Genomic DNA, 21169 nt, shown 5'->3' with positions numbered 1-21169 from the left:
GTGTGCCCCCGGCAGGATTCGAACCTGCGACACCCGCTTTAGGAGAGCGGTGCTCTATCCCCTGAGCTACGAAGGCGGGGTTTGATCCGGTGGTCGGCTTGGCCTGGGCGCGCCCTGTGAGGGCGTCGCGGGTGGCAACCGACCGATGACAGCCTAGCGGATGCCCTCCATGGTGGTCGCCCCACATCTGCCGGAGTCGTATCTCCATGCCGCCCAGTACCCGGTCGAAGCCGTGTCGGGACCCCTGCCGCCCGGCCGTCGCGCAGGCCGGGGCCCGTCGGGATGTGGTCGACGGGCCCTCCCGGCGATCGGATCCGCAGGCTACGGGCTCCGGCCCGCCGCCCCCGGTGGAGGCTGGGCGCCGTACGCTCAGCCCCGCCCCGGCACCGACAGCGATACCAGCAGCGGCTCAGGCCCTGCCCCGGCTCCGGCACCACGGACGGTCGGCCGCTGCTCGTGCCCCGGCACCACCGACGGCCGCGGCTCGGGCCCCGCCACCACCTCAGCGCCACCCCCGCTCCGGCACAGGCACCACCCCCGGCAGCGACCCAGTTCCCGCCCCCGCCTCCAGCAGCGCCCCAGGCCCCGACCCCGCCCCCGCCTCCAGCAGCGGCCCAGGCCCCGACCTCGCGCCCGCCTCCAGCAGCGGCCCAGGCCCCGACCCCGCGTCCGCCCCCGGCAGCGCCCCAGGCCCCGACCTCGCGTCCGCCCCCGGCAGCGCCCCAGGCACCGCCCCCGCGTCCGCCCCCGGCAGCGACCCAGACCCCGCCCCCGGCAGCGACCCAGGCACCGCCCCCGCGTCCGCCCCCGGCAGCGACCCAGACCCCGCCCCCGGCAGCGACCCAGGCACCGCCCCCAGCGGCGGTTCCGTCTCCGCTCGCGTCCCCGTCTCGCCCTCCCGCATCGTCCGTACGATCGATCCGCCGCTCGCGATCGGAATCGCCGACAGCATCTTTGCCGGGAAGTCGAACGCGTCGACCAGGGTCATCATGTGCGGCGCGAGGTCGGCGACGAGTGTGTCCAGGGTTTTCGGCAGCGCCCGTACCTGATCCGGAGTCATGTGACCGTCGGCGAGCAGGTCGCCGGTGTGAGCGTCGATCTGGCGCAGGAGGAACAGGCGGCACAGGGAGCCGAGCAGTCGGCGTGCCCTCGGGTCCGCCGGTTGTTCGGCCGCGGCGGCGAACGCGTCCGCCGCCCGCAGGCGGGCGTGCGCGGAGACCATCTCCAGGGCGGCGGACGAGGTGACGTTCCAGCGGCCGACCGGGTCGCCGGACGGGCCCTCGCGCAGGGCCGTGCGGGCCCGCGCCTGCCAGATGGCCTCGACCTGGGCGAGCAGGCCCCGCAGGAACGGGAGGTCCGTCAGGTCGCCGGCCGGAAGGGCGTCGGGTGCCGCCGAGCGGTGCCCGAAGACCATCTCGGAGGCGGCCTTCACCCAGATGACCAGGTTGTCGCCCTCGGCGGTGATGCCGCCCTCGATGTTGGCGGGCAGGTCCGCGATGCCATTGGCGGGGAACAGGCCCTGCGCGCCGCAGCGTTCGCGGCACTCGGTGGTGATGTCCCGTGCCTGCCAGGTGATCCAGCCCTTGGCGATCGCCGCGAGGCGCTCGATCTCCTCGCGGTCCTCCTCGGTGTGCGCGGCGAACCGGTCCACCACCGTGCGGTGCAGGAACGTCATCGCGTACGCCGTCGCCAGCGCGTCGAGCAGCCGGGTGTGGTGGCTGCGGTGGGCTGCGATCGGTATGCGCTCGCCGGGCCTCGGCCCTGCGACGAGACGGCTGTGGGCGTAGCGGACCGCGATGGTGAGGGCGGCGCGCGCCATGCCCAGGGTCCCGGCGCTCATGCAGAGCTTGCCCATGGTGACGCGGTTGATGGAGCGCAGGAACCGCTTGCGCTTGTTGCCGAGGCTGCTGGTCAGCGTGCCGTCGGGGTCGAGGCGGCCGTGCTCGGCCTCCAGGAGCGCCTGGCGGGGCAGCCACAGGTGGTCGAAGGAGGTGAGGGAGTGGTCGACGGGGGTGCCGGTGCGCTCCGGCAGCCGGTGGACCGTCACTCCGGGCAGGTGTCCGTTGTGGTCGCTGAGCGGGGTGAGGAAGAGGAAGACGCCCTGGTCCTCGTCGTCCAGGATGAGACGGGCCGCGACGACCGCGGTCTTGGGGCCGCCGGTCAGGCTGGTGTTGGGCATGAACTTCCGCGCGGCGGGCGTCGGCGTGTGCAGGTGGAAGCCGCCGCTCGTGCGGTCGTGGACCGCGACGGTCTCCATCGCGGCCACGTCGTTGCCGTGCTCCAGCTCCGTGCACAGAAACGTTCCCGTGCGCTGGAGCGAGGTGAAGGCGGACAGGTCCCGGCCCTTGTCGTCATGGTCGACGAGGCTGCCGAGGAACAGGTTGTAGTGGATGCTCGCGAGGGTGGTCAGGCCTCCGTCCACCGGTCCGATCCACTCGTGCAGCGCGGCCAGCCGGTGCGGGTCTGCCGCGAAGCGCGCCGGGTCGTCGAGGACGCCGTTGAGGAGGCGCAGGCGGTCGTACGAGAGAGCCGCGCGGTCGGCCGGGGAGAGGTCGGGGCGGTACGAGAACGCGTGGCCCGAGATCATCGCGCGCCAGGTGCCATGCCTGCGGTCGCGCTCCGCGCCCTCGAAGAGGAGGTGTGCCAGGTGGGCGGCGACCGGGTGTTCCAGGGCGGGTGCGGAGGGGGCCGGGGAACCGGTCAGGTCCGACGGGTCGGCCTGGTGCGGTACGTGAGCCCCTAAGGCGGGCACCCCGGACGTCATGATAGTCATCGAGCTTACCCCTGGTGTGGGTTCGGTCAGGTGTGAGGCACGGGGCTGAAGATACGTACCACCCGGTTCTGTTTTCAAGCCCCCTCTGGCGCGCCTCGCGGTCCATACAGGGCTCTTGATAAGGGCATTTGAGGACGTCTGGGCGGTTTGCGGAGCGGATGCTTCAGGGTTGAAAAACCGTTCGGCTGGTTTTATTGTCCTGTTGCATGCGTCGCACTCGGCGCGAACCGCTCGGTACGGAGGGTGCTGGTGGCACAGCAGGAGCGGGCCATTCGGACGCGACAGTCGATCCTGGTCGCCGCCGCCGAGGTGTTCGACGAGGTCGGGTACGAGGCGGCGACGATCTCCGACGTGCTCAAGCGGTCGGGGGTCACCAAGGGCGCCCTCTACTTCCACTTCCCGTCGAAGGAGGAGCTGGCCCAGGCGGTCCTGGCCGCGCAGGTCTCCTCGCTCCCGCGTGTCCCGGAGCAGGAGTTGAAGCTGCAGGAGTCGCTGGACGAGGCGCTGCTGCTGGCCCATCTGCTCAGGAAGGACACCGGCGACCCGATGGTCCAGGGCAGCGTGCGCCTGACCGTGGACCAGGGGTCGCCCAAGGACCATCTCAACCGGCGGGTGCCGATGCAGGCGTGGACCGAGCACACCCGCTCCGTCTTCGAAGAGGCCAAGGTGCGGGGGGAGATCCTCCCGCACGCCGATGTCGCCGCGCTCGCACGGCTGTTCGTCGGCGCGTTCACCGGTGTCCAGGTCCTGTCGCGGATCATGACCGAGCGGGCGGATCTGGCCGAGCGGGTGGCCGACCTCTACCGCTATCTGATGCCTTCCGTCGCGGTGCCGGGTGTCCTGGTGCGCCTGGACTTCTCCCCGGAGCGGGGCCGGAAGGTGTACGAGGCCGCCCTGAGCTTGAGGCAGCGTGAGACGGAAGCGGCCGAGGCGGCGCAGTGACCGGCCCGGTGCGGGCCGCCGGGTGAGGTGAGCCGGGCGGGTGCCGGTGCCGTCCCGGTGGGGGAGGGGGTCTGTGTCTCCTCCGTAACCGCGTATGCGTTCCTCCGTGGTGCGCCGGGCCGGGCGCCGCGGCGAATGCCGAACGGATCGACCAACCGAACGGAGTGCACGGATGGAACGGAGTGCACGGATGGAGATGACCGGGTGCCCGTACGCCCTCGATGTGACCGGGCGTGATCTGGCGGGCGAGACCGCGAGGCTGAGGTCCCAGGGGCCCGCCGTCGAGGTGGAGTTGCCGGGCGGGGTGCGCGCCTGGGCCGTCGTGCGGCAGAAGTACGTGAAACAGCTCCTCATGGACCGGCGGGTGTCGAAGGACGCCCGGCAGCACTGGCCCGACTTCATGGCGGGCCGCATCGGCGAGGAGTGGCCGCTGTACCCCTGGGTGGCGAACGAGAACATGCTCTTCGCCTACGGGGACAGCCACGCGCGGCTGCGTCGCCTGGTCGCCGCCGCCTTCACCGCCCGGCGCACGGAGGCCCTGCGGCCCCGGATCGAGGAGCTCGCCGAGGGGCTGCTCGACGGGCTGGCCGCGGTGCCGGAGGGCCAACCGGTCGATCTGCGGGAGCGGTTCGCCAAGGTGCTGCCGATGCGGGTGATCTGTGAGCTGTTCGGGGTCGACGAGGAGGCGCGCCAACCCATCTGCGCGGACCTGGAGTTGGTGTTCGGCACGGCGGTCTCCGGTGAGGAGATGGCCGCGGCCCGTGGGAGGGTCTACGGGAAGCTGGCGGAGCTCGCCGCCGGGAAGCGGACCAGGCCGGGGGACGATCTGACGACCGCGCTGATCGAGGTCCACGACGGCGACGACGGCCGGCTGACCGAGCAGGAACTCCTCGGCACGCTCTATCTGATGATCGCCGCCGGCCAGGAGACCACCTGCACGCTCATCACCAACGCCATCGCCGCGCTGTGCTCCCACCCCGAGCAGCGGGCGCATGTGGGGGAGGGACGCGCCGACTGGTCCGACGTGGTCGCCGAGACGTTGCGCACGCACGGGCCCGCCGCCTACTCGCCGATGCGCTTCGCCGTGGAGGACATCGAACTGGACGGCGTGCGCATCAACAAGGGCGACCCGATTCTGGTCTCCTTCGCCGGTGCGGCCTCGGACCCCGAGGCGTACGGGGACGACGTCGGCGTCTTCGAGGTGCTCAGGACCGGCCGACGCGACGACCTGGCCTTCGGGTTCGGGGTGCACCGCTGTCTGGGTGCGCCGCTGGCCCGGCTGGAGGCGACCGTCGCGCTGGCGGCGCTCTTCCGTCGGTTCCCAGATCTGGAGCTTGTTCTTCCGCTGGATGGGGTCGAGCCGGTGAGGTCCTTCATCGTCAACGGGTATGCGACGCTGCCCGTCGTGCTGCGGCTGTCTCGTCCGGTGGAGGCCTTGGACGCGTGATAGAAAACCGCACGTGCGGTCTGTTAAGCTCCCGACCCCCAGCAGCAACGGAGCTTCCCGATGGCCAAGCAGGAACGCGCGGTTCGAACGCGCAATGCTCTGATCGAGTCCGCCGCCGAGCTCTTCAGCCGGGACGGCTTCGAGGTGGTCACGCTGTCGACGATCAGCGCCAGAGCCGGGGTCAGCAACGGTGCGCTGCACTTCCACTTCCCCAGCAAGGCGGCCCTCGCGGCGGCGGTGCGGGACGCGGCGGCCCAGCGCTTCCGGCGGATCGCCGCCGGAGAGCGGCCGGCGCCGCACCTCGGTGGTTCGCTCCAGATGCTCGTCGACACGAGCCATGCCCTCCTGCAGGGCCTGGGTCACGATGTCGTCCTGCGCGCCGGATTCGACCTCAGTGACGGTGGGGAGGGGGCCCGTTCGGGGGAGGATCTGTACGAGCTGTGGCATGCGTGGGTGGAGGACGCCGTCCTGAGGTCCGCGCGGGAGGGGCTGCTCTCCGATGTCGCGCCCCGGGACCTGGTGGCCACGGTGGTCGGCGCGACGGTCGGTTTCGCCGCCCTCGGCGGGCACGACGTGCGCTGGCTGTCCCGCAGTACGCTCACCCGCTTCTGGGTGCTGCTGCTGCCTCGCATCGCCTCGGCGCCGGCCGTGCGGGGCGTGGTGGCCGCGGGGAGAAGAGCGGAGGCGAGCTGATACGGATCGCGGGGCGGGGCAGACGGGATCGGGGGCAGACGGGATCGGGGGCAGACGGGATCCGGGCTGAGCCGCCGTACCGGGCCCAGGGGCCGCCCACGCGCGGGCGCGTCAGTTGCTCGGCACCTTCCCGAACCGTCCCGCCACCCGCAGGTCCGCCTCGATCCGGGTCGCCGCCGTGCGCAGTTCCGGCAGCACCTCACTCACGCATTCCTCGGTCGTACGGCGGCTGCTGTGCATGGCGACGTTCACCGCCGCCACCACCCGGCCCCCGTGTTCCCGCACCGGTACCGCGATCGACCGCAGCCCCTCCTCCAACTCGCCGTCGACGAGGGCGTATCCCTCGCGCCGCACGCGGTCGAGCACGGCCCTCAGCTCGGCCGGATCCGTGACCGTCCGCGGCGTCAGCGGAGCGATCCCGGGCGGCGGCGGCTCCGCCAGGTCCGCCAGCATCACGCGGCCCGGTGATGTCACATACGCCGGCAGCCGGGTGCCGGGCGTGATGTTGACGCTCATGATGCGGTTCGGGGCCACCCGGGCCGTGTACTGGACGTCGTCGCCCGTCAGCACCGCCAACGAGGCCGACTCGTGCAGGAGTTGGGAGAGGGTCCGCAGATGCGGGGTCGCGATGTCCGGCAGCGTCCACCGGGACAGCGGGGGATAGCCGAGGCCCAGGACGCGCGGCGTGAGCCGGAAGGCGCGCTGGTGCGCGGTGACGTACCCGAGGTGTTCCAGGGTGATCAGCGCCCGTCGCGCCGTCGCCCGGGGCAGCCCTGTCGCCTCGGCGACCTCGGTCAGCGTCAGCGCGGAACGCCCTTCCCCGAACGAGGTGATCACCGTCAGCCCGCGGGCCAGCGACTCCACGAACTCCCGCCCCAGCTCCTGCTTGGACGCGCCCGTCCAGGTCGCGAGTCCGGACGGGGCGGCGGGCACGGCGGGCGGCGCCTTGCGCAGCTCCCGCTCCATCGCGGCCACCGCCGTGCCCAGCCGCGGCAGCAGTGCCCGGCGCAGATCGTCCGCCGTGTGCCGGCTGGTGTGGCTCACCACGCTGACGACACAGGCGATGCGGCCGCCGTCCCCGCGTACCGGCATGGACAGCGCCACCAGACCCGGCTCGATCAACTGGTCGTCCAGCGCCCACCCCTGGGCCCGCGCACGCTGCGTGCGCTCCTCGAAGTCGTCGTCCGGGGCGCCGGCGTCGGATCCGTCGAGCGGGCGGCTGCGCGCCGGCACCGCCGGGAAGCCGCGGTCCTCGGGGTCCGTCGCCCGCCGGGCCCGCCATCGCGCCCAGTCCTCCTCGTCCCACTCCGTCGCGAACACCGGCCCCGGCGCGGTCCGTTCGGCGGGCAGCAGATCGCCGATGCGGAAGCTCAGCGACATCGCGCGGCGCCGGGTCGCCTGGTGGATGAAGCGGATGCCGTCCCGGTCGGCGACCGCGAGCGACACCGACTCGTCCAGCTCGTCGGCGAGCGCGTCCGCATGCGGATCCAGCAGCTTGGGCAGCCGCAGCGCCGCCAGGTAGGCGTTGCCCAGCTCCATCAGCCGCGGGGTGAGCACGGCGTCCCGGCCGTCGAGCCGTATGTATCCCATGCGCGCGAGCGTCGCCGTGATCCGGTCGACCGTCGACCGGGCGAGCCCGCTGGCCCGCTCCAGGGCGCTGAGGGTGCAGCTGCCGTCGGCTTCGGTGAGCCGCCGCAGCACGGTGAGCCCGCGCATGAGGGGCGCGACCGCCTCGTCGGGGACGGCGGTGTCCGGGGCCGGTGTGACGTTCGGGAGCATGGGGTCACCGTAATGCCGGGCCGGCCGCATTCGGCGGGTTCGTCCACGCCGTAGGGCGTCCTGGACTCCGTATGCCCCCGGCGGGGTCCCTCATCGGTGTGTCACCCGCACCCGGTAGCTCCCGGACGGATCTGTCCCCACGACGGAGACGACCACCCCGGTCTTGGGGTCCGTGAAGGTCTCCCCGGGGGTGTACGGGGCGTCGGACAGCTCGGCCTGCACGTTCGGGCTGCGGGTGCAGCCGCCGCTGTTGCGCCGGGAGTCGTAGACCGTGACGGGGCCGTTGCCGGTGTCGACGTCCGCTTCGACCCGGTAGACGAGGACGCCGGGCCGGCACACCGCCGCGTCGTTGCCCTCGCGGATGCGTACTTCGAGGGCGAACCCGCTCGTGGCACTGACCGGGACGAACACCAGTTTGCGGCCCCCGGCGCGGGCCAGCGGGGTCAGCGTGTACTCGGTGGTGCCGTGCGCGGTCGCACAGGCGACCTGGGAGTCGTCGAGCCAGCCGAGCTTCCACTTGTGCCAGCCGAGCATGTCGTTGTCGGCGCCCCAGTCCTCGCTCATGATGTCCCAGTGCCCGACCGCGCCCCCACCCTCCTGGGTGTAGAGATCGGGCAGCCCGAAGACATGGCCGTTCTCGTGGGGCAGGACCCGGTAGCCGGTCAGGGCGTAGGAGCCGGAGCCGTCGTCCTGGCGGCTGTAGATGAAGGACGCGTTGGAGATCGGCACGCCGTCGGCCTTCGGTGCCTCGCCGTTGCCCGCGAAGGTCACCGACAGGACGGTGTCCAGGGCGGAGGGGCCGGCGTTCGGGGTGACCAGTACGTTCACCAGGTCGTAGTGGCGGAAGTCCACCTCGGAGTGGACGGCGGCCACGATGTCCTGGACCAGCGTGCGGTAGCCGGGGTCGAAGGGGGCGCCGCGTTCTATCCCGTATGCCTTGAACGGCTTGGGCATCCGCAGCCAGTGGCCTATCGGGGCCTCCGGGCGGTAGTCGAGGCGGCCGTAGGAGCTGGTGGCGAACCACTGCTGGGTCTGCGGGAAGAACTCCGCGAGCCGGTCGAGCGCGCTGCCCTGGCCGGGCGCGTCGGAGAAGTCGACCATCAGGTTCAGGGCGTGGACGGTGCCGGTGGAGCGGGCGTAGCCGGTGGGGGTCGGGATGCCCTCGGGCATCTGGACCCCCGCGTGGCCGCGGATCATGCAGGGGCGCAGCGCCGAGGAACGGGCCGGTGCTATGGGGCCCGCCGTCGCGGAGCCCGCCATCAGGTGTCCGGTGCCGGCGGAGGTGGATATCGCCAGCGTGAGAACGGCGACCGAGGCGAGCGAGGCGACGCGGCGCGGGCGTATCCGGCGGCGTGACGGCTGCATGCGGTGGCCCTTCGCTCCACGGGCAGCCGCAGGTCACCGGCTGCACCCTTGCGATCACCCTGTGTCGAGGGGGTGTTGGGGCGCGCGCTGGAGCGGTCCGAACGAGGGGTTCTCCGGCACGGAAGGGGTGATGACCCCGACCGGGAGGTGTGGCCGCTCCGCTCCGGGGTGGATGAAAGATGAGGAGTGAGTCAGGTCACATGGAATGGCTGTCGCGCCGGGAAATAACCGGGGATGGATTCCCCGTTTAGGGCTGTGTCCGAGCGAAACGGGGACCGGCTCCCCGGATCGCGCTCCACTCACCCGAGGAGTACGCCGTGCAGACCGCGAGCCCCGTGCAGCGCCGAGCGCCCCGGCCGCGTGCCGATGCCCTGCGCAACCGGGAGCGGATCGTCACCGCCGCCCGGGAGATGTTCGTCGAGTTCGGCCCCGATGTGCCGTTCGACGAGATCGCCCGCCGGGCCGGTGTCGGCAACGCCACGGTGTACCGCAACTTCCCCGACCGTGACGCACTCGTCCGTGAGGTCGTCTGCTCCGTCCTGGACCGCACGTCCGAGGCGGCGGAGCGGGCGCTCGCCGAGAGGGGTGACGCCTTCGAGGCGCTGGAGCGCTTCGTGCACGCCGCCGCCGGAGAGCGGATCAGCGCGCTGTGCCCGATGGTCTCCAGCACGTTCGACCAGCACCACCCGGACCTGGAGGCCGCGGGTGAGCGGGTCGAGCGGCTCGTCGAGGAGGTCATGAACCGAGCCAAGGAGGCCGGTCAGCTCCGTCCCGACGTGGGTGTGGGCGACCTGATGGTCGCCGTGGCCCAGCTCAGCCGGCCCCCGGCCGGTACGGGGTGCCTCAGCGCCGACCGCTTCGTACACCGCCATCTGCAGCTGTTCCTGGACGGGCTGCGGGCTCCGGCCCGCTCCGAACTTCCGGGTGCTCCCGTGACCGTGGAGGAGCTGCGCCAGTCCTGAGCGATTAGTTCCGACAGATCCGGTAGTTCCGATACTTCCGAGCGCATCAAGCACTTCAAGTACTTCCGAGCGCATCAACCACTTCAAGCCATTCGTTCCGCGGACCTCGAGCGATGAGTTCCGCGCACTCCATCCGTCTGTACCGGCGTCCGTCCGTACCGGCGGCAGGCCTCCCGGCCGTCACGGGCGACGAGCCGTGGTCCACCACGCCCTGTTCCACCTGATTCCGACATTCCCGTCATGAAGTCCCGAAGTGGGTAACCCCATGTCTGAAACAGCCCGAAGCGTCCCCGACGCTTCCGCTTCCGACCCCCGCCGCTGGCGCGCGCTCGTCTTCATCGCGCTCGCGCAGCTGATGGTCGTCCTCGACGCGACCATCGTGAACATCGCGCTCCCCTCCGCCCAGCAGGACCTGGGGATATCGGACGGCAACCGCCAGTGGGTCGTGACGGCCTACGCCCTCGCGTTCGGCGGTCTCCTTCTCTTCGGCGGCCGGGTGGCCGACCTGTGGGGCCGCAAGCGCGCCTTCGTCATCGGCCTGGCCGGCTTCGCCGCCGCCTCCGCGATCGGGGGCGCCGCGCAGACCGGGGCGATGATGTTCGGCGCGCGCGCCCTTCAGGGCGTCTTCGGCGCGCTCCTCGCGCCCGCCGCGCTCTCCCTGCTCGCGGTGATGTTCACCGATGCCAAGGAGCGCGCCAAGGCCTTCGGTATCTACGGCGCGATCGCCGGTGGCGGCGGCGCCGTCGGCTTCATCCTCGGCGGCTTCCTCACCGAGTACCTGGACTGGCGCTGGACGTTCTTCGTCAACATCCCGTTCGCACTCGTCGCGGCGGCCGGCGCGTACTTCGTCATCCGTGAGCCGGAGGGCGGCCGCAACCGCTCGCCGCTCGACATCCCCGGCGTCATCCTCTCCACCCTGGGTCTGGTCTCCCTGGTCTACGGCTTCACACGCGCCGCGTCCGACGGCTGGGGCAACTCCCTGACGGTCGGCCTGTTCGTCGCGTCGGGGGTCCTGCTGCTGGCCTTCGTGGCCACCGAGTCCAAGGTCAAGGCCCCGCTGCTGCCCCTGCGCGTGGTCACCGACCGCAACCGCGGCGGTGTCTACCTCTCCCTCGGGCTCGCGGTCATCGCGATGTTCGGCACGTTCCTCTTCCTGACCTACTACCTGCAGGTCGTGAAGGGCTACTCGCCGGTCAAGACCGGCTTCGCCTTCCTGCCGATGATCGCGGGCATGATCACGGGCTCCACCCAGATCGGTACCCGGCTGATGACCCGTGTCCCGGCGCGGCTGCTGATGGGGCCCGGCTTCCTGGTCGCCGCCGCCGGCATGTTCCTGCTGGCCCAGCTGGAGATCGGTTCCTCGTACGCCTCCGTGGTGCTGCCCGCCATGCTGCTGCTCGGCCTCGGTATGGGTACGGCGTTCATGCCGGCCATGTCCCTCGCCACGCACGGTGTGCAGCCGCGGGACGCCGGTGTCGCCTCCGCGATGGTCAACACCTCGCAGCAGGTGGGCGGCGCGATCGGTACGGCGCTGCTGAACACGGTCGCGTCCTCGGCGACCACCTCGTACATCAAGGACCACATCGCCACCGCCACCTCCAAGCCGCAGCAGCAGCTGGTCCAGCTGCAGGGCATGGTGCACGGCTACGCGAACGCCATCTGGTTCGCCGTCGGCATCCTCGTGCTCGCCGCGGCCGCCGCCCTGACCCTCGTCAACGCCGGCCGCCCGGGGGCCGCGTCGTTCTCCGGCCGGGACGAGGGCGAGGGCGTCGAGGACGAGGTGCAGGTGCCGGTGGTCGCCCACTGACCGGACCTGGGCCGCGCACGGGACTTCGCGTGCGGGCGAGGGGTGGGGACGCCCCGTCCGTACGCCTCCGGGGATCCGCCCCGGCTCCGCGACTCCGCGGGGCCGGGGCGGATCCGTGTCCGCGACTCCACGGGGCCGGGGCGGATCCGTGTCTGCGACTCCGCGGGGCCGGGCGGACCCGTGTCTGCGACGCCGCCGGTTCAGCGGAGCCAGGGCAGGTCCGCCCCCGCCTCCTTGGGCTGCAGTCCCTCCGCGATGATCGCCATGATCTCGCCGAGGGACTGCTGCTGTTCGAGGGTGAGCCGGTCGAAGAGCGCCTGGCGCACGGCCGCCACATGTCCGGGCGCGGTGCGCGCGAGCACCTCGTACCCCTCGTCGGTGAGGACCGCGAGCTGACCGCGCTTGTCGGAGGGACAGTCCTCGCGCCGCACCCAGCCGCTCTTCTCCAGGCGGGCGACGGCGTGCGAGAGCCGGGAGCGGGTGATCTTCGCCCGCATGGCCAGCTCCGTCATGCGCAGCCGGCGGCGCGGCGCCTCGGCGAGCTGGACGAGCAGTCCGTAGTACACGTGCGGCATGCCCGCGTCACGCTGCAGCTGACGGTCGAGATGGTCCTCGAGCAGAGTGACGGCGTGCATGTAGGCACGCCAGGTGCGCTGCTCCTCGTCGGTGAGCCAGCGAGTGTCTTCAGCGGGTGCCGTCTTCATGTACTCCACTCTACGAGGCCCCTTCTTGAAGTTTAAACAAGTACCCGCTACTCTCTCGAGGAGCTTGAGGATTCAAGCAATGGGGCCGAAAGGAGCCGCCGCCATGTCCGCCGTCATCGAGGAGCGCACCGCGCCCGAGCGCATGCCCGCCCTCTATCTGAGCCATGGTGCGCCTCCGCTGGCCGACGACCCGCTCTGGCCCGGTCAGCTCGCCGCCTGGTCCGCCGGCCTGCCGCGCCCCAAGGCGATCCTGATGGTCTCCGCCCACTGGGAGGAGGCCCCGCTCGCCCTCGGCGCGGTGGAGACGGTTCCGCTGGTCTACGACTTCTGGGGCTTCCCCGAGCACTACTACCAGGTCAGGTACGCGGCCCCGGGCGCCCCCCGGCTCGCCGACGCCGTGCGGAAGCTGCTGCGGGCCCCCGGCATCCCCGTACAGGACTTCCCGGACCGGGGTCTGGACCACGGTGCGTACGTCCCCCTGGTCGAAATGTTCCCCGACGCCGACATCCCGGTCCTGCAGATCTCCCTGCCGACCCTGGATCCGGTGAAGCTCATGGACGTGGGCCGCAAGCTGGCCCCGCTGCGGGACGAGGGCGTGCTGATCGTCGGCTCCGGCTTCTTCACCCACAACCTGGCCGCGCTGCGCCATGTGGGCGGGGGAGTGCCGGGCTGGTCGGCGGAGTTCGACGACTGGGGCCACCGTGCCCTGGAGTCCGGCGACATCGACGCCCTCCTCGACTTCACCCGCAAGTCCCCGGCCGGCCGGCTGGCCCACCCCCGCACGGAGCACTTCGCCCCGCTGTTCGTCACGATGGGCGCGGCGGACGCGGCGGGCGAACTGGACGCGCAGAAGTCGGTGATCGACGGGTTCTGGCTGGGGCTGGCGAAGAGGTCGGTGCAGTTCGGGTAGTGAAGCTGGGGCGACGGCCACAAGCGGCTCGTACGGTGTGCCACGCTTCGGCTGCCGACCCGGCGGCACCGGAACCGGGGTGCTAGAGCTCCTTCTCGTACCAGGCCACGTCCCAGTAGCGGCCGAACTTGCGGCCCACCTCCCGGTAGGTGCCCACATGCCGGAACCCGAGGCGTTCGTGCAGCCGTACGGATGCCTCGTTGGGCTGGGCGATGCCCGCGTACGCGCGGTGCAGGTCCTCGGTGGCCAGGGCGTCGAAGAGGGCCCGGTAGAGGCGGGGGCCGACGCCGCGCCCCGTCGCGGACGGGGCCAGGTAGATCGTGACCTCCACCGAGGTCTCGTACGCCGGCTTCGTGCGGAAGGCGCTGGAGGTGGCGTACCCCAGAATCTCCTGTGAGTCCTGGGCAACGGCAACCATCAGCCGGTGCGGGCCGTCTTCAGGGTGGGAGAGCAGCCAAGGACGTCGTTCTTCCGGCGTGAAGACGGCGGTATCGAATGTGACGGGCGTCTCACGTACATAGTGGTTGTAGATGTCCGTGAGGGCCACGAGGTCGCCCTCGGCTCCCGGTCTGACCTGCACCTCTGTGCGTTCCGACGGCATCCGGCCTCCCCTGGTGGCGGCACAGGGTACTGCATGATCAGAAAAATCGAGGGGCGGGTTGGGAATTCTGTCCTGATTCCAGTCGTTGTTTCCTTCGGATGCCGGGCACCCGGAAGGGTGTCCGAAGCGTCCCAGGACCATCCGCCAGCCCACCATCGCAAGGGAGCACGCATGGCAACCCGTGCCGTCGCCCGTCGTAAGGCCGCCGAAGGCGAGACCAACGACGCGGCAAACAGTGTTCGCGCCCATGGCGGCGAGATCGCCGATCGCGACCTGGTCGGCATGTACCTCGATGAGATCGCGCGTACACCGCTGCTCGACGCCGCCAGGGAGGTCGAGCTGTCCCAGATCATCGAGGCGGGTGTGTTCGCCAGGCAGATCCTCGACGGCGAGGAGGAGGCCAAGGCGGACGCCACCCGCGAGGAGCTGGAGGCCCTCGTCGCAGAGGGCGAGCGGGCCAAGGACATCTTCATCCGCTCGAACCTCCGGCTGGTCGTCGCCGTGGCGCGCCGCTATCCGCGCAGTGGTCTCCCGCTGCTCGACCTCATCCAGGAGGGCAACGCAGGCCTGGTGCGGGCGGTCGAGAAGTTCGACTACCGCAAGGGCTTCAAGTTCTCCACGTACGCGACCTGGTGGATCCGCCAGGCCATCACCCGGTCGATCGCCGACCAGTCCCGCACCATCCGGCTGCCCGTCCATCTGGTCGAGGAGCTCGGCCGGATCCGGCGAGTGCAGCGGGAGTTCAACCGTGAGCACGGGCGGGACCCGGAGCCGACCGAGATCGCGGCCGAGCTGGACTCGACGGCGGAGCGCGTCAGCGACGTCCTCGACTGGGCCCGTGACCCGGTCTCGCTGAACATGTCGGTGGACGACGAGGGCGAGACCCAGTTCGGTGACCTGCTGGAGGACACGTCCGCGGTGTCGCCGGAGCAGTCGGTGCTCACGCTGCTGCGCAGCGAGGAGCTGGACGACCTGATCGGCCGGCTCGACCAGCGCACGGCCTCGATCATCAAGATGCGGTACGGCATCGAGGACGGCCGGGAGCGCACGCTGACGGAGGTCGGCAAGGAGCACGGCCTGACGCGTGAGCGGATCCGGCAGATCGAGAAGCACGCCCTGCTGGAGCTGAAGAAGCTGGCGCGGCAGACGGGGTTCGACGCGGCGGCGTGACGCCGTGACGGCGCCCCACCCCGGGCCGGCGGTGACGCCGGCCCGCGGTGCGGGGCGCGCCCGGTCGCCCGTGGCCCAGTCACCCGTGGCAGGGCGATACCGGTCTTTGGCCGGGCGGCGGCGCCTCTGCCGTACTAGTTGGCGCGTTCCGTCGCTTCAACACCCCGGGTCCGGGGCACAAGACCTCCGGGCCCTCCGCAGGCATGGGCCGGGCCGTACGGTCCGCGCCCTCCCAAGCCGGGTCCCGACGCACTCCCCCCGGCGCCGGGACTCTCCCGAGCCGGGCTTCGGTGCCACTCCCCCCTTGGCGCCGAAGCCCGGCTCTTCCCATGTCCCGCCGCCGGTTCAAGGCAGGGCGGGCTGGCCGGCTCGCCCCAGACCTGAACACCGGGGCGACCCGGATGGCAGATTTTGCCACAGAGGCATAACCTGCCGTTCGTGGCCGGCACCAAGCGTGTGACCAGGACCTCGTCCGGTCGCACGGAGCGAGGAACCGGGGGCGCGTCCGGGGGCGGGCGCGACGCCTCCCTCACGGAGCGGCGCAAGGCCGCGACCCGTATGGAGATCGCCCGGGCCGCCGCCGGACTGTTCGTGGCCAACGGCCTGCGCGCCACCCGGGCCGAGGACATCGCCCGCGCCGCCGGGGTCGCCCCGCGCACCTTCTACCGCTACTTCGCGACCAAGGAGCAGGCGCTCGCCCCGCTGTTCGCGGCCGGTGCCCACCAGTGGGCGGAGGCCGTCCGCGACGCCCCGGCCCACCTCACCGTCGCCGAGGCCCTGCACCACGCGGCGGTTCACACCCTGACCCCCGGCGTCGGCGTGTCCGCGACGTCCCTGGAGTGGGTCCGCACCCTTCTGCGCCTCACCGCCACCCATCCCGCGCTCACCAAGGTCTGGGCCGAGATCTGTCAGGCATCGGAACGGGAACTGGCGGAGGTCCTCGCGCACCGCCTGGCGGCCCTGACGGCGACGTCGGGCGAGTCGGGCGAGTCCGGTGACTCGGCGTGGGGTGCGTCGACCTCTGCGGGGCCGGCGGCGTCGACCTCGGCGGGATCGGCGGCGTCGGGTGTGGCGGCGTCGGCGGGATCGGGTGTGGCGGCGTCGGGTGTGGCGGCGTCGGCGGGGACCGGTCAGGGATCCTCGGCGGGCGCGGAAGACACGTCGGGGGGCGCGGGAGCGGCAGCCGCCGCGCCTGGTCCAGGCCCCCGTTTCGCAGCCGCCATCGCCGGCGCCGCGGTCCGGGTGGCCGTGGAGAGCTGGGCCAGCGGCGACGAACCGGCCGCCGGTCCGAAGGGGCCCGCCGGTCTCGCCGTACGCAACCTGGAGGCCCTGCGGGACTTCGCCTGGGAGACCTGCTGAGCCGCCCCGCTCACTCCTGCCGTGCCTGCGCCGCCCGGCTCAACCGCGCCCCCAGGTCCCGTACGCACGCGATCAGCTCGGACGGCCGCTGCACGGTGAACTCGCGGTCGACCAGTGCCAGCCGAACCGCCAGCCACTCCACGGAGTCGGTCACCGTGCCGCGCAGTCGGCAGCTGTGCTCGTCGATCGGCTCGGGAGCGTCGAACCAGCGGGGAAGGCGTGCCGCGACGACGTCCGCGGGCGCGGCGAAGGTCGCCTCGAACACGTACGTCTCCTGCCGTCGGTACATCGACTGCCGCAGGAACTCCACCGCGCTCCCCGCGGGCAGCTCCCGCGGGGTGAACCGCGCGCCCGTCGGGAACGGCTCGGTGATCCGGTCCACCCGGAACGTCCGCCAGTCGTCGCGCTCCAGGTCGTAGGCGACGAGGTACCAGCGCCGTCCCGTCGACACCAGCCGGTACGGCTCGCTCAGGCGCCGCGACGGCGTTCCGTCCCCGGAGCGGTAGGCGAACCGCAGCCGCTCATGGCCGGCGATCGTGGAGGCCATCACGGTCAGTGTCTCCGGCGCGATACTCGCCCCGTCGCCGCTGGCCAGATGAGTGGTGGCGGCCTGGAGCGTGGTGACGCGGTGGCGCAGCCTGCCCGGCAGCACCTGTTCCAGCTTGGCCAGCGCCCGTACCGCCGCCTCCTCCACGCCCTCGACCGCGTGTCCGGCACCGGCGCGCAGCCCGACGGCGATCGCCACGGCCTCCTCGTCGTCGAGCAGGAGCGGCGGCATGGCCTTCCCGGCGACCAGCCGGTACCCGCCATCAGCCCCCTGGGTGGCCTGGACCGGGTAGCCCAGCTCCCGCAGCCGGTCGATGTCCCGCCGCACGGTGCGCCGGGAGACCCCGAGCCGCTCGGCGAGCTCGCCACCGGGCCACTCGCGCGGGGTCTGGAGGAGGGAGAGCAGCTGCAGGAGCCGGGCCGGAGTGTCGGTCGTCATGAGTTCGAGGATGCCGGAGAACTAGGACATGATCTGACCTAATGACCGCATAGCTTCGGAGCATGACCTCCACCGAGAGCACACTCAGCAGCAGTACGGCCGACGGGAGCGCGGCGGGCAGTACGGCGGACCGGGGCGCCCTGAACGACCGTCGGCGCTGGTTCGCGCTCGCCATCGTGATGACCGCCGCCTTCATGGACCTGGTCGACGTCACGATCGTCAACATCGCGATCCCGTCGATCCAGCGGGACGCGGGCGCCTCGTTCAGCCAGATCCAGTGGATCACCGCGGGCTACGCCCTCGCCTTCGCGGCGGGGCTCATCACCGGCGGCCGGCTCGGCGACATCCACGGCCGCAAGCGCCTCTTCCTGATCGGCGTCGGGGGCTTCACCATCGCCTCGGCGCTGTGCGGCTTCGCCGCGAACCCGGAGATGCTGGTCGCCTCCCGGATCCTGCAGGGCGCGATGGCCGCGATGATGGTGCCGCAGGTGCTGTCGATCGTGCACGCCACCTTCCCGGCGCACGAGCGGGGCAAGGTCTTCGGCCTCTTCGGTGCGATCGTCGGGCTGGGTGCGGTTTCCGGGCCGCTGCTGGGCGCGCTGCTGACCGAGTGGAACCTGTTCGGGCTGGAATGGCGGCCCATCTTCCTGATCAACCTGCCGGTCGGGATCGGGGCGTTGCTCCTGGGCCACCGGTACATCACGGAGTCGAAGGCCCCCCGGGCCCTGCGCCTCGATCTCGTCGGCGTCGCCCTGGTCACGCTCGGTCTGCTGATGCTGCTCTACCCGCTCACCCGCGGCCGTGAGCTGGGCTGGCCGCTGTGGGGGTACGCGTCGATGGCGGGCGCGCTCGTCGTCTTCGCGGCACTGGTGGCGTACGAGAGGCGGAAGGCCGCGCGCGACGGTTCCCCGCTCGTCGAACTGTCCCTCTTCCGCGTGAAGAGCTTCTCGGCGGGCATCGCCGTGCAGACGGTGTTCGGCGTCGGCCTCGGCGTCTTCTTCCTGGTCTGGACGCTGTACATGCAGATCGGCCTCGGCTGGAGCCCGCTGCGGGCCGGACTGACGGGCGTGCCGTTCTCGATCGCGGTTTCGACGGCGGCCGGGATGTCCGTGCAGAAGCTGGTCCCGCGCTTCGGCCGCAAGGTGCTGCAGGCGGGCGCGCTGGTGATGGGGGCCGGTGTGCTCCTCTACCTCGAGGAGGCCCACCGCTACGGCTCCTCCATCACCACCTGGCAGATGGCGCTGCCACTGCTGGTCATGGGCGCGGGCATGGGCCTGATCGTCGCCCCGCTGACCGACGCGGTGCTCTCCGAGGTGCCGCGTGAGCACTCCGGCTCGGCGTCGGGTCTCATCAACACGGTGCAGCAGATGGGCAACGCCTTGGGCCTCGGGCTGGTGTCGGTGGTGTTCTTCGGCGAGATCGGCGACCGGCTGACCCCGGCCCAGGTGGGCCCGGCCTTCGTCCACGCCTTCCAGCACGCGCTGGGCTGGGTCGCGGCGGTGATGGTGGTGATCTTCCTGCTGATGTTCGCCCTGCCGAAGCGGCCGGCGCAGCACGTGGAGGGCGCGACCGCGGAGACGGAGACCGGGGTGGAGACTCCGGTGATCGAGGAGCGGGTGCTCGTTCCCTGAGTCGTGCTCGTGTCCCGCGAGCGGTGCCCGCAGGGCGGGCGGTGCTCGTGTCCGGATCGGTGCTCGTGTCCTGAGCGGTGGTCGGCGGCGCCCGGCGGTTCGCGTTTCGCGAGCCTGCCGGGCGCCGGTGTGCGGGCCCCCGATCCGTCGCCCGTTTGTGTCCGCTCGGGTGCCCGAACCTGTTTACTTTTCGGAAATCCGGACGTAGCCTCCGAGTGAAACCACACGTTCGGGCATGAGCCGGAGGTGAACGGACATGTACGCACCGGAGCGGCAGCAGGAGATCCTCCGGCTCGCCCGTGACGGCGGGCGGGTGGACGTCGTGTCGCTGGCCGAGGAGTTCCAGGTCACGGCCGAAACGATCCGACGCGATCTGAGGGCCCTGGACCGGGCCGGCCTCGTACGCCGGGTGCACGGCGGTGCGATACCCGCCGGGCGCCTGGACTTCGAACCGGACCTCGCGGAGCGGGAGTCCACCGCGGCCGACGAGAAGGACCGGATCGCGAAGGCGGCCCTCGCGGAGCTGCCGAGCGAGGGCACGTTGATCCTCGACGCCGGTTCGACCGTCGCCCGGCTGGCCGGGGACATCCCCCTGGACGCCGCGCTCACCGTCGTCACGCACAGCCTGCCGATCGCGGCCCGCCTCGCGGACCACCCCGGTATCCAGCTCCATCTGGTCGGGGGGCGCGTACGGAACCGTACGCGCGCCGCCGTGGACGCCTGGGCGCTGCGCGCATACGGCGAGATCCGTGCCGACGTCGTCTTCATCGCCGCCAACGGCTTCTCCGCAGACCATGGACTGACCACGCCCGACCTCGCCGAGGCCGCCGTCAAGCGCGCCGCGATCCGCGCCGCGCGCCGCGTGGTGCTGCTCGCCGACTCCTCCAAGCACGGCCAGGAGCACTTCGCCCGCTTCGGCGAACTCGGCGATGTGGACCTGCTGATCACCGACAGCGGGTTGAGCCCCGAGGACGCCACCGCGATCGAACGCGGCGGCACGGAAGTAGTGCGCGCATGATTCTCACCGTCACCCCGAACCCTTCCCTCGACCGTACGTACGAGGTTCTGTCCCTGGACCGCGGCGAGGTCATCCGGGCCACCGGCGAACGCATGGACCCGGGCGGCAAGGGCGTGAACGTCTCGCGCGCGGTCGCGGCCGCCGGGCGGCGCACGGTCGCCGTGCTGCCCCTGGGCGGTGCGCCGGGTGCGCTCGTCGCCGATCTGCTCCATGCGCAGGGCATCGAGGTCGCGCCCGTCCCGGTCGCCGGAGCCACCCGCTCCAACATCGCGGTCGCCGAGCCCGACGGCACCCTCACCAAGATCAACGCGCCCGGCCCCGAACTCTCCGCCGCCGAGGCCGAACTCCTCCTGGAGACGGTCCGCGCGCAGTACCGCGCGGCCGACACCACCTGGATCACCTGCTGCGGCAGCCTCCCGCGCGGCCTCGCCCCGTCCTGGTACGCCGACCTGGTGGCCCGCGCCCACGCCGCGGGCGCCCGGATCGCGCTCGACACCTCGGGGCCCGCGCTCGTTGCGGCGTTGCGCGAGCGCCCGGACGTGGTGAAGCCGAACGCCGAGGAGCTCGCGGAGGCCGTCGGCCGCCCCCTCGCCACCGTGGGCGACGCGGCCAAGGCGGCCGAGGAACTGCGCGGGATGGGCGCGGGCGCCGTGCTCGCCAGCCTCGGCGCGGACGGGCAGCTGCTCGTGGAGGACGCGGGCACCTGGTTCGGCAGCGCGCGCGTCGATGCCGTGCGCAGCAACGTCGGCGCCGGCGACTCCTCCCTCGCCGGGTTCCTGATCGCGGGCGGCAGCGGCCCGGAGGCCCTGGCCTCGGCCGTCGCACACGGCGCGGCGGCGGTCCAGCTTCCCGGCAGCGTGATGCCGACCCCGGCCGACCTGGACCTCGCCGCCGTGAAGGTCACGTCGAAGGTCCCGGTCGACCGCGCGCTGAGGGAGCCGGTGTCATGACCGCCCGCGCCGCACCCCACGAACCGGCCCTCACCCGGCGGGGCCTCCCCAACCCCGCCACGGCCATGGGAAG

The 21169-nt window shown here is 72.0% G+C and carries 17 protein-coding genes and 1 tRNA gene; 11 read left to right on the top strand and 7 right to left on the bottom strand.

Annotation, left to right across the window (positions count from 1 at the left end):
• Positions 1–3 precede the first annotated feature (3 nt).
• Positions 4–76: transfer RNA gene (locus tag ASC56_RS07060), tRNA-Arg, on the bottom strand.
• 426 nt (positions 77–502) lie between these two features.
• Positions 503–2773, bottom strand: coding sequence for an acyl-CoA dehydrogenase (locus ASC56_RS07055; RefSeq protein ID WP_267887606.1), 2271 nt, complete (start codon positions 2771–2773; stop codon positions 503–505).
• A 249-nt stretch (positions 2774–3022) separates the two neighbouring features.
• Here ASC56_RS07055 and ASC56_RS07050 point away from each other — a divergent pair, with 249 nt between their 5' ends.
• From ASC56_RS07050 to ASC56_RS07040, 3 genes are all read left to right on the top strand, one after another.
• Complete coding sequence (locus ASC56_RS07050) at positions 3023–3715, top strand: ScbR family autoregulator-binding transcription factor (protein ID WP_055490640.1); 693 nt, start codon at positions 3023–3025, stop codon at positions 3713–3715.
• A gap of 190 nt (positions 3716–3905) precedes the next feature.
• Positions 3906–5162: a cytochrome P450 gene (locus ASC56_RS07045; protein WP_055490355.1), complete on the top strand. Its 1257-nt coding sequence runs from the start codon at positions 3906–3908 to the stop codon at positions 5160–5162.
• A gap of 60 nt (positions 5163–5222) precedes the next feature.
• Entirely contained in the window at positions 5223–5855 is a 633-nt protein-coding gene (locus ASC56_RS07040; protein ID WP_055490354.1) for a ScbR family autoregulator-binding transcription factor, read from the top strand.
• A gap of 111 nt (positions 5856–5966) precedes the next feature.
• Here ASC56_RS07040 and ASC56_RS07035 read toward each other — a convergent pair whose 3' ends face one another.
• Positions 5967–7634 carry an IclR family transcriptional regulator C-terminal domain-containing protein gene (locus ASC56_RS07035; protein WP_055490639.1) on the bottom strand — a complete coding sequence of 556 codons (1668 nt, stop codon included), beginning with the start codon at positions 7632–7634 and terminating at the stop codon, positions 5967–5969.
• Between the two features lie 90 nt (positions 7635–7724).
• Positions 7725–8999 carry a M6 family metalloprotease domain-containing protein gene (locus ASC56_RS07030; protein ID WP_055490353.1) on the bottom strand — a complete coding sequence of 425 codons (1275 nt, stop codon included), beginning with the start codon at positions 8997–8999 and terminating at the stop codon, positions 7725–7727.
• 317 nt (positions 9000–9316) lie between these two features.
• Here ASC56_RS07030 and ASC56_RS07025 point away from each other — a divergent pair, with 317 nt between their 5' ends.
• Together ASC56_RS07025 and ASC56_RS07020 are read left to right on the top strand one after the other, a co-directional pair.
• Positions 9317–9961, top strand: coding sequence for a TetR/AcrR family transcriptional regulator (locus ASC56_RS07025; protein WP_055490352.1), 645 nt, complete (start codon positions 9317–9319; stop codon positions 9959–9961).
• Between the two features lie 265 nt (positions 9962–10226).
• Positions 10227–11768, top strand: coding sequence for an MFS transporter (locus ASC56_RS07020; RefSeq protein WP_055490351.1), 1542 nt, complete (start codon positions 10227–10229; stop codon positions 11766–11768).
• A gap of 200 nt (positions 11769–11968) precedes the next feature.
• Here the strand turns inward: ASC56_RS07020 and ASC56_RS07015 are convergent, their stop codons facing one another.
• Entirely contained in the window at positions 11969–12472 is a 504-nt protein-coding gene (locus ASC56_RS07015; RefSeq protein WP_055490638.1) for a MarR family winged helix-turn-helix transcriptional regulator, read from the bottom strand.
• 103 nt (positions 12473–12575) lie between these two features.
• On the opposite strand from ASC56_RS07015, the gene ASC56_RS07010 reads away from it, so the two are divergent.
• Positions 12576–13382 carry a dioxygenase gene (locus ASC56_RS07010; protein ID WP_055490350.1) on the top strand — a complete coding sequence of 269 codons (807 nt, stop codon included), beginning with the start codon at positions 12576–12578 and terminating at the stop codon, positions 13380–13382.
• Between the two features lie 82 nt (positions 13383–13464).
• Here ASC56_RS07010 and ASC56_RS07005 read toward each other — a convergent pair whose 3' ends face one another.
• The gene (locus tag ASC56_RS07005) at positions 13465–13983 is read right to left on the bottom strand and encodes a GNAT family N-acetyltransferase (protein ID WP_055490349.1); all 519 of its coding nucleotides are present in this window, start codon (positions 13981–13983) and stop codon (positions 13465–13467) included.
• Positions 13984–14154: 171 nt separating this feature from the next.
• On the opposite strand from ASC56_RS07005, the gene ASC56_RS07000 reads away from it, so the two are divergent.
• Entirely contained in the window at positions 14155–15153 is a 999-nt protein-coding gene (locus ASC56_RS07000; protein ID WP_055490348.1) for an RNA polymerase sigma factor RpoD/SigA, read from the top strand.
• Positions 15154–15711: 558 nt separating this feature from the next.
• Positions 15712–16512, top strand: coding sequence for a TetR family transcriptional regulator (locus tag ASC56_RS06995; RefSeq protein ID WP_055490637.1), 801 nt, complete (start codon positions 15712–15714; stop codon positions 16510–16512).
• Between the two features lie 10 nt (positions 16513–16522).
• Here the strand turns inward: ASC56_RS06995 and ASC56_RS06990 are convergent, their stop codons facing one another.
• A complete protein-coding gene (locus tag ASC56_RS06990) occupies positions 16523–17497 on the bottom strand; it encodes a YafY family protein (protein WP_055490347.1) in 975 nt (324 codons plus the stop codon).
• 62 nt (positions 17498–17559) lie between these two features.
• On the opposite strand from ASC56_RS06990, the gene ASC56_RS06985 reads away from it, so the two are divergent.
• The 3 genes from ASC56_RS06985 to pfkB all read left to right on the top strand — a co-directional run bounded on the left by ASC56_RS06985 (position 17560) and on the right by pfkB (position 21096).
• The gene (locus tag ASC56_RS06985) at positions 17560–19128 is read left to right on the top strand and encodes a DHA2 family efflux MFS transporter permease subunit (RefSeq protein WP_055490346.1); all 1569 of its coding nucleotides are present in this window, start codon (positions 17560–17562) and stop codon (positions 19126–19128) included.
• A 256-nt stretch (positions 19129–19384) separates the two neighbouring features.
• On the top strand, positions 19385–20146 hold the full coding sequence (locus ASC56_RS06980) for a DeoR/GlpR family DNA-binding transcription regulator (RefSeq protein ID WP_055490345.1): 762 nt from the start codon (positions 19385–19387) through the stop codon (positions 20144–20146).
• Complete coding sequence (pfkB, locus tag ASC56_RS06975; RefSeq protein ID WP_055490344.1) at positions 20143–21096, top strand: 1-phosphofructokinase; 954 nt, start codon at positions 20143–20145, stop codon at positions 21094–21096. The genes ASC56_RS06980 and pfkB overlap by 4 nt, the downstream gene beginning before the upstream one ends.
• Positions 21097–21169 lie beyond the last annotated feature (73 nt).

The sequence above is a fragment of the Streptomyces sp. TP-A0356 genome, assembly GCF_001417775.1.
Classification (GTDB): domain Bacteria; phylum Actinomycetota; class Actinomycetes; order Streptomycetales; family Streptomycetaceae; genus Streptomyces.
This window is presented reverse-complemented; position numbering and strand designations above follow the sequence as displayed.